The following is a 13,805-nucleotide window of genomic DNA, read 5'->3' as shown; positions in this document are numbered from 1 at the left end:
TGATAATCAATATCATTTGCATATGATACCTATTTTCATTTAATAAGCAACTTCTTTTTATGAATAACTCCAACCCTATCTGCAAAGGCTTCTGCTTCGTTTTCATCATGTGTCACAAGGATAGATGTGACCCCAGCATTTTTTAAAATAACCCTAACTTCTTGGACTAATTGATCACGATGAGATTTATCTAAACTAGAGAAAGGCTCATCAAGTAGTAATAGTTTTGGAGAGGTTGCAAGTGATCTTGCAAGAGAAACACGTTGTTGTTCTCCACCTGAGAGTTGGTGAGGGTATTTTTTTTCGATTCCTTGAAGGCTAATTAACTCTAAAAGGGTTTGAACTCTTTCGATTTTTTCCTTTTTAGAAAGATAGTCAATTCCAAAACTAATATTTTGAAAGACTGTCATATGAGGAAATAGAGCATAATCCTGAAAAACCATTCCGATTTCTCTTAGTTCTGGTTTGACAGAATGATTTCCATCTAAACTTAAGTTATTACCATCTAAAGCGACTCGTCCGTTACTAGCGCTTTCAAGTCCAGCTATGAACCTAAGGGCAGAACTTTTTCCGCTTCCACTATCGCCTAGAAGTGCAAATATATCGCCACTTTGGAGATCTAAATTAAAGCCATCTAGAACATGATTGTCATCAAATGAGACTGATAAATTACTTACACTGAGCATTGTTTAAATACAAATAATAATGATTCTCATTATTATATAAGAGTAATTCTCTTTATGTAAGCTTATGAAGCAAAAATTTAAATCTACTGAATGATTGGTAATTCATCCGCAGCTCTTATACTGAGCCACTCAGGTCCGTTTTCAGTAATGACAATATTTTCTTCGTGAACCATTTCTTTACCTGGAAGAAACGCCATTCCTGGCTCTAAAGTCAAAACAACACCCGGCTCAAGAACAGTATTGTCCGTTGAAGTATTTGATGGCCACTCAGTTAACTGCATTCCAAGCCCATGCCCAAGCCTGCCAACTGTGTTGCCTAAAGCTCCACCTTTTTGGAGGATATCATTCATTGCATTAAAAATATCTGAGGTTGTGTTTCCGACTTGAGCAGCATTAAATCCTGCCTCAGTAGCATCATAGGCAACTCTATAAGCTTTTTTAGCTTCATCTCCTATGTGTCCAAATGCATAATTTCTATCAAAGTCACAGAAATAGCTGTCAAAAACTGAGCCAGTATCTATTATAAAAAGATCGCCCTCTTCAATGATTTTTTCTGTTGGCCCCATAATAATTGAGCCATATCCTTCTTGTCCAGAACCTGAAACAATATAAGGAGTGTCATCTGCCCCCAAAGATAGAAGGTGCTGCTTGAATCTCTTGCAATTTTCACGCTCGCTTTCACCAGCCTTAAGAAACCCTTCTAAATCTATAAAGCCTTGTGAAGTTAACTGACAGATATGTTTAATCTTTGCAATTTCTGCTACTGATTTTACAAACCTTACTTTTCTGAGAATTTTGTTTGCATCTTTAATCTCAATACCATTTAAAGCGTTTATTAAATATTCGTAATCACCCAGTGGCATCCTTAGAGTGCTTTCGAGGGTTTTAGGAACACCAAGACATTTATGAGTCTTCGTTAAGGAGTTTATTGAAGACAAGAGAATACTAATTCCATCGTCTTTTGGGTTGGGAGAAGTCCACGTCTTTATATCATCAACCCATGTTTCTCTCATTCCAGACTCACCGATCGTAGGAATAATTGCTTGAGGTTTGCCACTGGCTGGAATCAGAACATACCAAGGCCTTGTTGGGCTTTGAAAGAATTGAGTTTTAAAGCCTGTGTAATACTCAATATCAACCTGAGTAGTCAATAAGATAACATCCATCTTAGACTCAAACATAAGTTTTTGAATTTTATTGAGCCTATTTTCATATTCAGAAACTTCAAAGCCTCTAGTTGGAATAATCATTTCTTTATCTCCTGTCAAATTAAAGGCCGCTTAAAACTTCGGATGAAGACCTGCCCACTAATTCTTCGTACATCGTTTCGTCGGTGTCGCCCTCTGTCCCAAAAAATAAAATCTTTGAACTCTCATTAATTGACAGTTTTTCTTTAAGGTCACTATCATTGCATGCTATGAGGAATCCTGCCAGTCCAGTAACAGCAGACTCTCCAGCAACAATAGGTTTGTCTCGATTGGCAAGAAGTTGCATCACTTTAGGGATTGATTCATCCGTTATTGACATAAAGTGGGGCACATAACTCTCAAGTATAGACCATGCTAATAAAGATACTTCTCCGCAAGCAAGACCGGCCATTATGGTATCTAGATCACCGTGGATAACAGTTGGCTTTTCATTAACCGCACTCTGAAATAAGCAATCAGCATTTGTCGGCTCTACCATCACGAAAATAGGAGGAAACTCGAGGCTCTCAACTATGAAGGAAACAACAGCTGCTGGGAAACCTCCAACGCCTCCTTGTAAAAAAACATGTGTTGGCATTTCATCCAACTGCTTGAGAGACTCGTCCACCATTACAGTGTATCCCTGCATTACATCTTTTGGAATATCCGTATAACCTTCATAGGAGGTGTCAGACACAACCGTATAATCATTTTTATCCGCTACTTCAGCAGCTAAACGAACTGAATCATCGTAGTTCCCTTTAATTCTATTAACTTGTGCTCCATATTTAGCAATTGCCTCTTCTCGCCCAGCACTGACATTTCGATGAATATAAATTTCACAGTTACACCCAAAATGAAGAGATCCCCAAGCAACTGACCTGCCGTGATTTCCATCAGTTGCGCAGCAGACAGTAATTTTTGAAGTTTCATGTTTATATGTACCAGCAATAAGATCCTTTGAGCTAGCTGTAATTCCAATATCCTTTAGTTTCTTAATTAAAAGATTGGCTACTGCATACGCACCTCCAAGGGCTTTAAAGCTTTTGAGAGAGAAACGAAAGTTTTCATCTTTGTATGCAATTGATGAAACGCCGGCATCTTTGGCCATATCAGAGAAAAAATGGAGTGGTGTTGGCTTATAATTATCCCACGTAGTGATTTCTTTATTTGCTCGTTCAAATGCCTCTAAACTCAATATATGCTGATGCTTGTATTCAAAGTCAGCTTGAATGTTTAAATTCTCAAAATGTTTTGTTGAATGAACTAAGTGTTTGTATTGTTTAATCATAATCGTAAAAATATTTGGTAGGTTTAGTATTAATTGACGTTGTTAATAAATTTTTTAAGAAATTCTTTAGTTCGTCTCTTTTCTGGATTTGCAAAAATATTCTCAGGCTTTCCAGACTCCACTATTTGACCTGCATCAAAAAATAAAACTCTATCTGCAAATTCTCTTGCAAAGTTCATTTCATGAGTAACCGTTAACATCGTAGTATCCGTATCAGATGCTAACTTACGAAGAACAGTTAATACCTCATCAACAAGCTCTGGATCTAGAGCTGAGGTAACTTCATCGAACAACATAATTTTTGGCTCCATAGCTAAAGCTCTAGCTATTGCTACGCGTTGCTGCTGGCCACCTGATAATTCATGAGGATAATGATCTTTTTTATCGTTTAGCCCAATTAAATTAAATAATTCTTCAGCCTTATCTTTCGCCTCAGGCTTTGATCTTTTCTTTATTAAGATCTGGGGCTGTTCAACATTTTCAATAGCAGTTAGATGAGGAAATAAATTGAATTGCTGAAAGACCATCCCAATATGATCACGCATTTTGTGAAGATGATTTTCAGAGGCCGGGATAATTTTTCCATTATTTTTTTCATGCCATAAATATTCACCATTAACTGAAACAAAACCATCATCAATAGTTTCTAGTGTCATCAAAATTCGTAAGATTGTTGTCTTTCCAGAACCACTTGGCCCTATCAAAGCTAATTTTTCACCATCTTTCACTTCCAAATTTAACTTATCTAAAACCTTTAAATCTCCAAAAGATTTTGAAACATTTTCAAACTGTATAATATTATTCATAGTATTAAATTTTTAGTTAGTTATTAATTTTGTTTAAGTATTTTTATCAATTAAGGGTTTCTGGAGTTTTAAAAATATTCACATCCACAATTTCCTCTCTCTTTGCTTTTTTCACTTGTACTAATGTTGTATGGCAAGTTGGTCCTTGACTTAAAGACGAAGTTCCAACATCTTTTGTGAGAACATTAGGGTTGCCATGTCTCTCTAAATTTAAAGCATAGTCTGGATCAAACCAGGCGCCAGTTGACAGTACAACAACTCCAGGCATAACACTATCAGAAATATTTGCGCCAGCCAATACCCTTCCTCTTTTATTAAATAACATCACAATATCACCATCCTGAATATCTCTTTCTAGAGCGTCTGATGGATTAATCATCACTGGCTCCTTGCCTTTTATTTTACTATTTTGACTATTAGCAGCATTATCAAGCTGACTGTGGAGTCTATGCGTTGGCTGATTTGAAATTAAATGTAATGGATATTCATCTATGTTTCCTAACCACTCATATGGCTCAAACCAGTAAGGGTGAGAGAAGCAATCACTTAATTGAAAGTTAGATATAGTTTCAGAAGATATTTCTATTTTTCCTGAAGGGGTCTTTAGAGGAAAATTAATTGGATCTTTTCTAAAATCATTAAACATAATTTTTTCAATCTTTGGGGCTGGAAGTTCAAAATACCCTTTTTCCCAGAATTCTTCAAAACTTGGAAAACTTATATTTTTTTGATTCGTTTTTGAGCTGTTATTCCATATAAATTTTATCCAATCCAATTCACTCCTATCTTCAGTAAATGATTCTAGAAAGCCCAGTTTTTTTGATAACCCTGAAAATATTTCAAAATCAGTTTTTGAATTTTTATAGCTTTTCATGGCTTTTTTATTCGCTACAACTGTTGGGTCTCTTGGATTCAACATTAAATCATTTCTCTCTAAAGCGGTGTTAGCTGGGAAAATAATATCAGCATGACGAGCCTGAGAATTCCACCAAATTTCATTAACAATAATTGTATTGGGTTTTTGCCAAGCTTTAGTCAGTCGATTTAAGTCTTGATGATGATGAAAGGGATTTCCTCCCGCCCAATAAATTAATTTTATATCTGGGTATGTTAATTTCTTTCCATCATAATCAAACTCCCCTCCTGGGTTTTCCAGCATATCGGTTACTCTTGCAACTGGAATAAAATCTTTAATCTTATTTTTACCTTGAGGTAGACTTTGCCAAGGAATTTTATCAAATGAATCACCTGTACTATTTACACTAGAGTATCCAAATCCAAAGCCACCACTAGCAGTTCCAATTTGGCCTAGCATTGCCGCAAGAGTAATTCCCATCCACAAAGGCTGCTCCCCTCTCGATGCTCTTTGTAGGCTCCAAGATAAAGAAATCATGGTTTTTTTTGTTATTATTTTATTTGCTAGCTCGTAGATTGTTTTGACAGGAATATTTGTAATTTTTGATGCCCATTCAGGGCTGCATTCTTGATTATTTTTTTTGCCTAGTACGTAGTCAGAAAAACTATCGAATCCCACAGTATATTTATCTATGAAATCCTTATCATAAGATTGATTTTTAATCAAAATATGTGCTAGTGCCAACATTAAAGCGGTATCAGTATTTGGCCGAATAGGAACTTGCTGTGCTTTTAAAAATTTAGGTGCGTCATCTATAAGAGGGCTAATATTAATAAATTCAACCCCTTTATCAAAACACTTTTTTATGCCTAACTTGGTAACGTGCTTTCCTACGCCTCCAGCTGAAACTTTAGAGTTTTTTAATGGCATTCCGCCAAACATTAATATTAACTCACACTCCTCAGATAAAGCATTCCAGGTCGTATGCTCCTCAAGTGTTGTATATAAGTCTAAACCAATTATATGAGGAAGGAGGGTCTGCGCTGCAGCGTATGAGTAACTTTGAAATGATGAGCTAAAACCTCCAAATAAATTAAAGAAACGATTAACTTGGCTTTTAGCATGGTGAAATCTTCCAGCACTTGCCCATCCATACGACCCAGCATAAATAGCTGAATTACCATAGACATTTTTAGTTTTTAATAGCTCTTTAGATGCAAGCTCAAATGCCTCATCCCAACTAACAGGTATAAACTCATCTTGACCTCTTTTGCCATCACTTTTACCTATATTATCAAGCCATCCTTTTCTTACATGAGGCTGAGTGATTCTTAGATTATCGATAGCAGCATCAGCCAGACCTAAACCAAATTCTGTTGGAGAAGAATCTAACCCCCAATTATCTAATTGTATTTTTTTATTCTTATCTACTGAAAAATTATAAGTTCCCCAGTGCGAACTTACGAAATTCATCGAGTCACCTTTATTGGCTTAAATTTCTTTTCTAATTTCATTGCTAGCATTGCTGAGGGAATAGATACGATTAAAAAGAACACCCCAACAAGGGTCATAGGTTCAAGATAAGTGTAATAACTATTACTATATTGATCCGCTGCTCTAAATAATTCAACTACTGTAATAAATGCCAACAATGGCGTCTCCTTAAACATTGTGATCAAATAGTTTGCAAGTGGCGGAATCATAGGGGGGATAGCTTGAGGCAAAATAACATGCTTCCAAGCTTGATATGGATTATAGTTTAGAGACTTTGCAGCTTCCCACTGCCCTTTAGAAACATTATCAATGCCGGCCCTAAAAACTTCAGACGTATATGTACTAAAGTGAATACCTAATACAATTACCCCGCATGTAAAGGCTTCTAGGAAAATTCCAAAATCAGGAAGGACATAAAATACAACATATAACTGCACTAGGATTGGTGTTCTTCTAACAAACTCCGTCATCCAATATAAGGAAACACGCACAAACTTGCTTTTAGACATCTTGAAAATAGCTATCGCTAATCCTAAAATATAAGCAATTAAGGATGCAACAATCGTAGCTTCAATTGTAATGACTAAGCCTTTAAGAAGCTGAGGTAAGACAGCATATGCATGATCCCAATTCCATTCCATGACTACTTATCTCCTGCAGTCATAATATTTCTACCTTTAGAAAACTTCTTAGCAATCATGTCTACTATCTGAACTAAGACTGTAGCAATAATAAAATAAATAATGAGAATTAATAGGAATGGCTCTAATGTTAAAGCAGTCTGAACCCTAATTATTTGGGCCATGAAAGTAAGATCTGAAATAGTAATAAGAGAGCATACTGCTGTTAATTTCATCAGCTCAATAAGTAGATTCCCAAATGTAGGAATCATAATTGGAATTGCTTGAGGAATAATAACGTATCTATATTTCTCGTAACTTGAGTAGTTTAAAGCTTTTGATGCCTCATGTTGCTCCTTGCTAACAGCAAGTATAGCTCCTCTTACAGCTTCTGATCCATAGGCGCCAACATTCAGGCCACAAGCAATGACACCGGCAGTTATGGCATCAAAATAAATGCCCCACATTGGTAAAACAAAATAAATAAAAAACATTTGAACAAGAGCTGAACTGCCACGAAAAAATTCTAAATAAACAATTGCTATTACTCTTACTGAGGCAAATGAAGATATTCGTGCAATTCCAACAATAAACGAAACAATGAGTGCTAAGATTGCGCCCATTACAGTCAACTGTATCGTTGTGATAGTTCCTTTAATAAGTAGTGGGTAAAACTCTAAAACTTCATTCATAAAAAACTCTAAAAAAAACTGCCCTGTAAAAAACGACAGGGCAGATTAGGTTACTAAATAAACTCTAAAAACAAACACTGCCGCTAATATTTACAGGGCAGAATAAGGTTAAAGAATAAATTTACATTCCATCAGGACATTGAGTCAAATAAGACTTCGAAGCAGTTGCAGCTGCAGAGAAACCATAAGGCGCAATAATTGCCTCAAACTCTCCAGTAGCCTTTAACATAGCTAAAGCCATATTGTATTCAGACCTGAACTCTAAATCATCCTTGTTAAATGCTGCACCAGCACAACCCATTGGAACACCTGTAACAGGCATTATTAACTCAAGGTTTGGATCATTAGTTTTATTAAGTAGATCTGCTGTACCTAAACCTGATAGAGCAAAAACGTCAACTCTACCTTGTTGTAGCATCTTAATACCACTTGGAGGCGCATCAAAATAAACAATCTGATCAGCACTTACACCGCGCTCTAAAGCATATTTTTCTTCAGCACAACCAGCACATGTAGTCATTTTTAAAGCTGGGTTAGCAGCAATGTCTTCATAAGTTAATAGGTTGTTTGGGTTTCCAGCTGGAACAGCAAAAGCTTCAGCACCACATAAATCAGGCTCAGAATAAATGATAGACTCACATCTGCCAGGCTTAATGTAAAGACCAGAAGTTGCCATATCTACTCTTCTTGCTTGTAGAGCAGGAATCATAGCGCCATACATAATAACCTCAGCTTTTAACTCTGGAACACCTAGAACGGCAAGAACAGCACGCGCAACATCTGGTGCAGCACCAGTAACATAGCCATCAGATTTAATATCACTGTAAGGTGGTTCATTTGCAACAGCAACTGTTGCATATCCTTGTTTCTTAAGTCTTTTTAATGTATCAGATTCAGCAGAAGATGTTTGTGCTAAACCCAAAACAAGAAAAAAACATGTAAAAATCGAAATGATTTTTTTCATAAAGTTCTCCTTTTTTATTTATGAAGGGAGAGTTTAACACTATCATTAAGATTAGAAAGATTTAGATTTGCTAAAATTTGCATAACTTACGCATTATTTTGATTTTTTTAAATAAATTATGTGATAACATCGCATTATGAATAAATTAGATAGTTTTGATTACAAAATTCTAAAAATTGTCCAAGAAAATAATAAGATTACTTCTCAGCAGTTAGCGAAAGAAGTGGGATTATCATCCTCGGCCTGTCAAAGAAGATTAAATTCAATGCGTAAAACTGGCATTATAGAAAGAGATATATCAGTTTTAGATCGTAATCAACTGGATAGAAAAATTACCATTATAGTTCAGATACTGAGTGATATAGAGGGCACAGCGCCTGATATTCAATTTAAAAAAACAATGTTTGATGCCCCAGAAGTTATGCAGTGTTACTACGTTACTGGTGATTATGATTATGTTTTAATGGCCACCTTTAAAGAAATGGGGGATTATGAAGATTTTACAAAAAAATATTTTTTAGAAAATCCAAATATCAAACGCTTTAGTTCAATGGTGGTTATGAATAAAGTTAAAGAAAATTTATCTATTCCAATTGACTAGCTTTGTTTCTCAGTTAAAGATAAATGAGCTATTGGTCTCTAAAGGATAGTTTACATCTTAAGTCTTTTATCTTGCTTCAATTGCCTCCTCTCAATTGTAATTGAAGCAATTGCTACCATGATTACCCCTATTCCCTGAGTAGTAGTTATTGCATCTGAATATGCCATAAAACCAAAAACTAACACCAATAGAGGTTCTGTATAGCCAATATTAGCGGTTCTTATAGGGCCATATTTACGAACAGACATGTGATAAAACATCATTCCTGTAGCAAAAAAAGTTCCCGAAATGAGAGACAGAATTATTCCTTCATTTTGCGGCCAATAAAAACCAGTTTCATTTATAAATAAGTATAAGAAGGTAAGCGCTGGAATAAGAGTAGTGTATTTAACAATTTCCCAGTTTTTTAAGCCACTCACTTTTGGCGTTGTAATTAAAATTAAAGAATAGGTCATTGCTGAAAGTAAGGCTAAAACTATCCCAATTACCATTGTGTAAAAGCCTTCTGAGCTCTGAGAGAGCGCAGCAATTCCTAGAGTTGCAAGTATAAACATAAGTATTGTTATTAAATCGAGAGATCTTCGCTTTCTCAGTGAAACTATTAAATAAGTAATTAAGGGATAAGTAAAAAGCACAACACTAGCAAGCCCTACCGACATATATTTTACTGCTTCAACATAAAGCCAGGACTGCACTCCGAATAAAACAGAAAGAATAAGAATCCAAATACCCAGTTTTTGATGTTTAATTTCGTTAAAAGAGAAAAGACTTTTGGTAACAAGCAGTGAAGTAAAAAAAGTTGTGCCAAAGCGAACAAATAAAAATAAAAAAGCGCTAATCTCAAAAGTATAAATTAACGGCACCATACTTACATTAAGTGCATAAAAAAAAGAGGATAGAAGTGCAAATCGAATTACAAACATTTTGAATCCAAAACAACAGAAATTTATAAATTTAATTTTATAAGATAAATTTATAGCTAATTTAGTTCATTTCAATTCAAAACTGGTATTTTTTTTCCAATTTTTAAACACTTTAGGATATCATTGCCGCTTCATTTTATTTTAAGGAGAGGAAATGGATTTTGATCAAAATTTAATAGCGCCTGCACTTGGTGTTCTGGGTTTACTTATTGTTGTATTTATATATCAATGGATAAGTAAACAAGATGGCGGAAGTGGTGACGTTAAAAAAATTGGTGAACAAATTCATATTGGCGCGATTGTTTTCATGAAGCGTGAATATCAAATGCTAAGTATGTTTGCTTTAGCCCTATTAGTATTACTTTATATATTCCTTGGCCCTTTAAGTGCCTTATGTTTCTTTGTCGGAGCTGTTACTTCTGCCACAGCTGGTTATATAGGTATGAACACAGCAACTATTGCTAATGTAAGAACAGCTCAAGCGGCTCATGATAGTGGAAGCTCTGCTGCCCTAACTGTTGCATTCTTTGGTGGCTCAGTAATGGGTTTATCGGTTGCAGCTCTTGGTTTATTAGGATTAGGCGGACTTTACTACTTCTTTGGTGCAGAGCATTCAGAAGCTCTCCATGGTTTTGCAATGGGCGCGTCAGTTGTTGCACTATTCTCTCGAGTTGGCGGCGGTATCTTTACCAAGAGTGCTGATGTTGGAGCTGACTTAGTTGGTAAATTAGAAGCAGGATCCCAGAAGACGATCCTCGCAACCCTGCAGTTATTGCGGATAATGTTGGTGATAATGTAGGTGATATAGCTGGTATGGGCTCAGATATCTTTGAGTCATATTGTGGCTCAATGATTGCAACAATAGCAATTGCCTCTACTCTTGCTATTGATGGTCTTACTTCACTTGGTGGAAACCGAGCTGAGTTAATGTCTCTTCCCTTAGCACTTGCATCACTTGGCTTAATTTGCTCAATTCTTGGAATTTTATTTGTTAAATTATCTTCAAATAAATCACCTGAATCTGCTTTGAGAATGGGAACAATTGGCTCTGCTTTATTATTTATTATTACATCTTATTTTCTAATCGATTTTTTAGATGTCTCAAATTCTATTTGGGTAGCTGTCCTGATGGGAAGCTTTGGTGGAATCATTATTGGTCTTGTTACTGAATACTATACTGCTGGAAAGCCGATTAGAGATATTGCGGAATCTGGAAAAACAGGCGCTGCAACAGTAATGATTAAAGGCTTAGCAATTGGAATGCAATCTGTTGTAATTCCAGTATTGATGATTTGCTTAATTATTTATGTCTCTAATCTTTTTGTTGGCTTGTATGGTGTTGGTATTGCTGCAATAGGAATGCTTGCAACGGTCGGTATGACTATGGCAATTGATGCTTATGGACCAATTGCAGATAATGCAGGAGGCATTGCAGAAATGGCTGGACTCGGAGAGGATACTCGTAAGATTACAGACTCTCTTGATGAGCTTGGCAATACAACTGCAGCTATTGGTAAGGGATTTGCAATCGGCGCTGCTGCTCTTGCTGCTCTTGCGATTATTACTGCCTATACTGAGACCGTTAGTGCTAATTACGCAGCAATGGGAATGAACTTCATACTCGAGTTAAACAGTGCAGACGTTTTAATTGGCTTATTTATTGGTGGTACGATTCCATTCTTAATTGCCTCTCTTACGATGACTGCTGTTGGTGATGCTGCTTTTGAAATGATTGAAGAAGTAAGAAGGCAGTTTAAAGAGATAAAAGGACTTCTAGAAGGTAAGGCTGAGCCAGATACTGCTAAATGCGTTGATATTGCTACAACCGCAGCACTTAAGAAAATGATTCTTCCAGGAGTCATTGCAGTAGCAGCCCCAGTTATAGTGGGATTCCTTATTGGTCCTGAGGCACTTGGCGGAATGCTTGGTGGCGCACTTCTTGGTTGTGTTTTAATGGCTCTAATGATGGCTAATGCGGGCGGCGCTTGGGATAACGCTAAGAAGTATGTTGAAAAAGGAAACTTAGGCGGCAAAGGCACTGACACTCACGCAGCTACTGTTGTAGGTGATACTGTTGGCGACCCGTTTAAGGATACCTCTGGTCCAGCGATGAACATTCTTATCAATGTAATGGCGATTGTAAGTTTAGTTATTGCGCCGTTATTGTAGAAAGATACTCTATCGGCCCTGCCATCCTGGTGGGGCTGATAAACTTGCTAATGCCTCCAAAAAGCTCTATGGAAAATGGCAATAATGGTCAAAACCTCAAGCCGGCCAATCAGCATTGAAAAACTCAAAATCCACTTAGCTGTTTCGCCCACAGATCCATAGTTTTGTGCCACTTCTCCAAGGCCTGGTCCAAGATTATTCATCGTTGCTGCTGTTGCAGAATAGGCAGTTACCTGATCTAAACCCGCAAACATTAACAACATCATAATAAAAATAAAAGAAATAGCGTAGAGTGAAAAGAAGCCAAGTACTGAAACTAGGGCTTTTTCATTGATACTTGCCTTATTTAACTTAATACTAACCTGAGCATTAGGGCGGATAAACTTATGTATTTCTTTCATTCCTAATCTAAACATGACAAGCACCCGAACCACTTTAATTCCGCCTCCAGTAGATCCAACACACGCGCCAATAAAACTAACCATTATTAGGAAAACGGGTATTGCTGCTGGCCAGTTGCTATAATTTTGTGAAGTAAAGCCAGTTGTGGTAGCTATTGAAATAGTTTGAAATAAGCTATGCCTTATTGTTTCTGAAGTTGAGCCATATTCACTATTTAGAGAAAGTGCAATTATTACAATAGTGGATGCAGAAAATAAAACCATTGCGTAAGTTTTAAATTCAGAATCTTTAATATAGTCAATAAGTGAGCGGTTATTCCACGCTACAAAGTGTAATGAAAAATTAATACCTGCTAAAAACATAAAAAACATAGCAATCATTTCTATTGGTATCGAGTTGAAATAACCAATAGAGCTGTCATGGGTTGAAAAACCTCCAATTGCAACCGTAGAAAAACTGTGACTAATCGCATCAAAAATAGACATTCCTGAAAAGAAATAAGCAAGTGCGCATAAAACAGTCAACGAAAGGTAAATTTTCCAAAGAGCTATCGCAGTATTTCGCAACTTTGGCGTGAGCCTATCTTTCGCAATACCACTAGACTCTGCATGATAAAGCTCCATTCCTCCAACACCTAACAGAGGCAGGACTGCAACAGCAAGAACAATAATTCCCATGCCTCCAAGCCACTGAAGTTGCTGCCTATAAAAAAGAATACTTTTTGGCAATTCATCAAGTTGGCTTAAAACAGTAGCGCCCGTTGTTGTTAAGCCAGACATTGACTCAAAAAATGCATTTGAAAATGAAAGATTACTAATCGATTCACTAATTAGAAAAGGAAGCGTTCCAAAAAGAGACAAAACAATCCAAAAACTAACGACTATTAAAACGCCTTCTCTAAGTCGAAAGCTTTTCTTTATTGCTCTAAATGGCCACCATAATACAAGACCTCCAAATACAGTAAGGATAAATGAAAATACAAAAGTTAGATACTCACCTTCAGAGTATATCAAGTCTACTAATATTGGAGGTACCTGGGCAAAACTGAAAACCATTAAAAGAAGGCCTAAAGTTTTTGCAACAATACTTAACTGCATTTAGTCCATACCTTTTT

11 protein-coding genes and 1 pseudogene are annotated in these 13,805 nt (G+C 36.3%); 2 read left to right on the top strand and 10 right to left on the bottom strand.

Translation table 11 applies throughout. The annotated features are described in order from the left end of the window. Positions 1 to 35: 35 nt before the first annotated feature. The 8 genes from ABXT44_RS02665 to ehuB all read right to left on the bottom strand — a co-directional run bounded on the left by ABXT44_RS02665 (position 36) and on the right by ehuB (position 8,596). Positions 36 to 686 carry an ABC transporter ATP-binding protein gene (locus ABXT44_RS02665; RefSeq protein ID WP_416687932.1) on the bottom strand — a complete coding sequence of 217 codons (651 nt, stop codon included), beginning with the start codon at positions 684 to 686 and terminating at the stop codon, positions 36 to 38. An 83-nt stretch (positions 687 to 769) separates the two neighbouring features. Further along, positions 770 to 1,936 (bottom strand): M24 family metallopeptidase, encoded by a 1,167-nt coding sequence (locus tag ABXT44_RS02660; RefSeq protein ID WP_416687930.1) that lies wholly within the window; start codon positions 1,934 to 1,936, stop codon positions 770 to 772. 19 nt (positions 1,937 to 1,955) lie between these two features. Further along, the gene (locus ABXT44_RS02655) at positions 1,956 to 3,164 is read right to left on the bottom strand and encodes a diaminopropionate ammonia-lyase (RefSeq protein ID WP_416687928.1); all 1,209 of its coding nucleotides are present in this window, start codon (positions 3,162 to 3,164) and stop codon (positions 1,956 to 1,958) included. Between the two features lie 29 nt (positions 3,165 to 3,193). Continuing rightward, positions 3,194 to 3,970: an ectoine/hydroxyectoine ABC transporter ATP-binding protein EhuA gene (gene ehuA, locus ABXT44_RS02650; RefSeq protein WP_271537677.1), complete on the bottom strand. Its 777-nt coding sequence runs from the start codon at positions 3,968 to 3,970 to the stop codon at positions 3,194 to 3,196. A gap of 46 nt (positions 3,971 to 4,016) precedes the next feature. Further along, complete coding sequence (locus ABXT44_RS02645; RefSeq protein ID WP_416687927.1) at positions 4,017 to 6,299, bottom strand: molybdopterin-dependent oxidoreductase; 2,283 nt, start codon at positions 6,297 to 6,299, stop codon at positions 4,017 to 4,019. Next, entirely contained in the window at positions 6,296 to 6,961 is a 666-nt protein-coding gene (gene ehuD / locus ABXT44_RS02640) for an ectoine/hydroxyectoine ABC transporter permease subunit EhuD (RefSeq protein WP_271541644.1), read from the bottom strand. The genes ABXT44_RS02645 and ehuD overlap by 4 nt, the downstream gene beginning before the upstream one ends. Positions 6,962 to 6,963: 2 nt before the next feature. Next, on the bottom strand, positions 6,964 to 7,632 hold the full coding sequence (ehuC, locus tag ABXT44_RS02635) for an ectoine/hydroxyectoine ABC transporter permease subunit EhuC (RefSeq protein ID WP_416687925.1): 669 nt from the start codon (positions 7,630 to 7,632) through the stop codon (positions 6,964 to 6,966). 121 nt (positions 7,633 to 7,753) lie between these two features. Then, complete coding sequence (gene ehuB, locus ABXT44_RS02630; protein WP_271541642.1) at positions 7,754 to 8,596, bottom strand: ectoine/hydroxyectoine ABC transporter substrate-binding protein EhuB; 843 nt, start codon at positions 8,594 to 8,596, stop codon at positions 7,754 to 7,756. A 136-nt stretch (positions 8,597 to 8,732) separates the two neighbouring features. Between ehuB and ABXT44_RS02625 the strand changes: the two genes are divergently transcribed. Beyond that, the gene (locus tag ABXT44_RS02625; RefSeq protein ID WP_271556742.1) at positions 8,733 to 9,197 is read left to right on the top strand and encodes an Lrp/AsnC family transcriptional regulator; all 465 of its coding nucleotides are present in this window, start codon (positions 8,733 to 8,735) and stop codon (positions 9,195 to 9,197) included. 50 nt (positions 9,198 to 9,247) lie between these two features. Here the strand turns inward: ABXT44_RS02625 and ABXT44_RS02620 are convergent, their stop codons facing one another. Beyond that, positions 9,248 to 10,120 carry a DMT family transporter gene (locus ABXT44_RS02620; RefSeq protein WP_416687923.1) on the bottom strand — a complete coding sequence of 291 codons (873 nt, stop codon included), beginning with the start codon at positions 10,118 to 10,120 and terminating at the stop codon, positions 9,248 to 9,250. A gap of 154 nt (positions 10,121 to 10,274) precedes the next feature. Here ABXT44_RS02620 and ABXT44_RS02615 point away from each other — a divergent pair. Continuing rightward, positions 10,275 to 12,289, top strand: a pseudogene (locus tag ABXT44_RS02615) (sodium-translocating pyrophosphatase). Between the two features lie 47 nt (positions 12,290 to 12,336). Here ABXT44_RS02615 and ABXT44_RS02610 read toward each other — a convergent pair. Continuing rightward, positions 12,337 to 13,788 (bottom strand): TrkH family potassium uptake protein, encoded by a 1,452-nt coding sequence (locus ABXT44_RS02610; RefSeq protein WP_416687921.1) that lies wholly within the window; start codon positions 13,786 to 13,788, stop codon positions 12,337 to 12,339. Positions 13,789 to 13,805: the final 17 nt, after the last annotated feature.

The organism is Candidatus Pseudothioglobus sp. Uisw_041, assembly GCF_048087625.1.
Classification (GTDB): Bacteria; Pseudomonadota; Gammaproteobacteria; order PS1; family Pseudothioglobaceae; genus Pseudothioglobus.
Note: the sequence above shows the minus strand (reverse complement) of the source record. Positions and strands in the feature narration are given on the sequence as shown.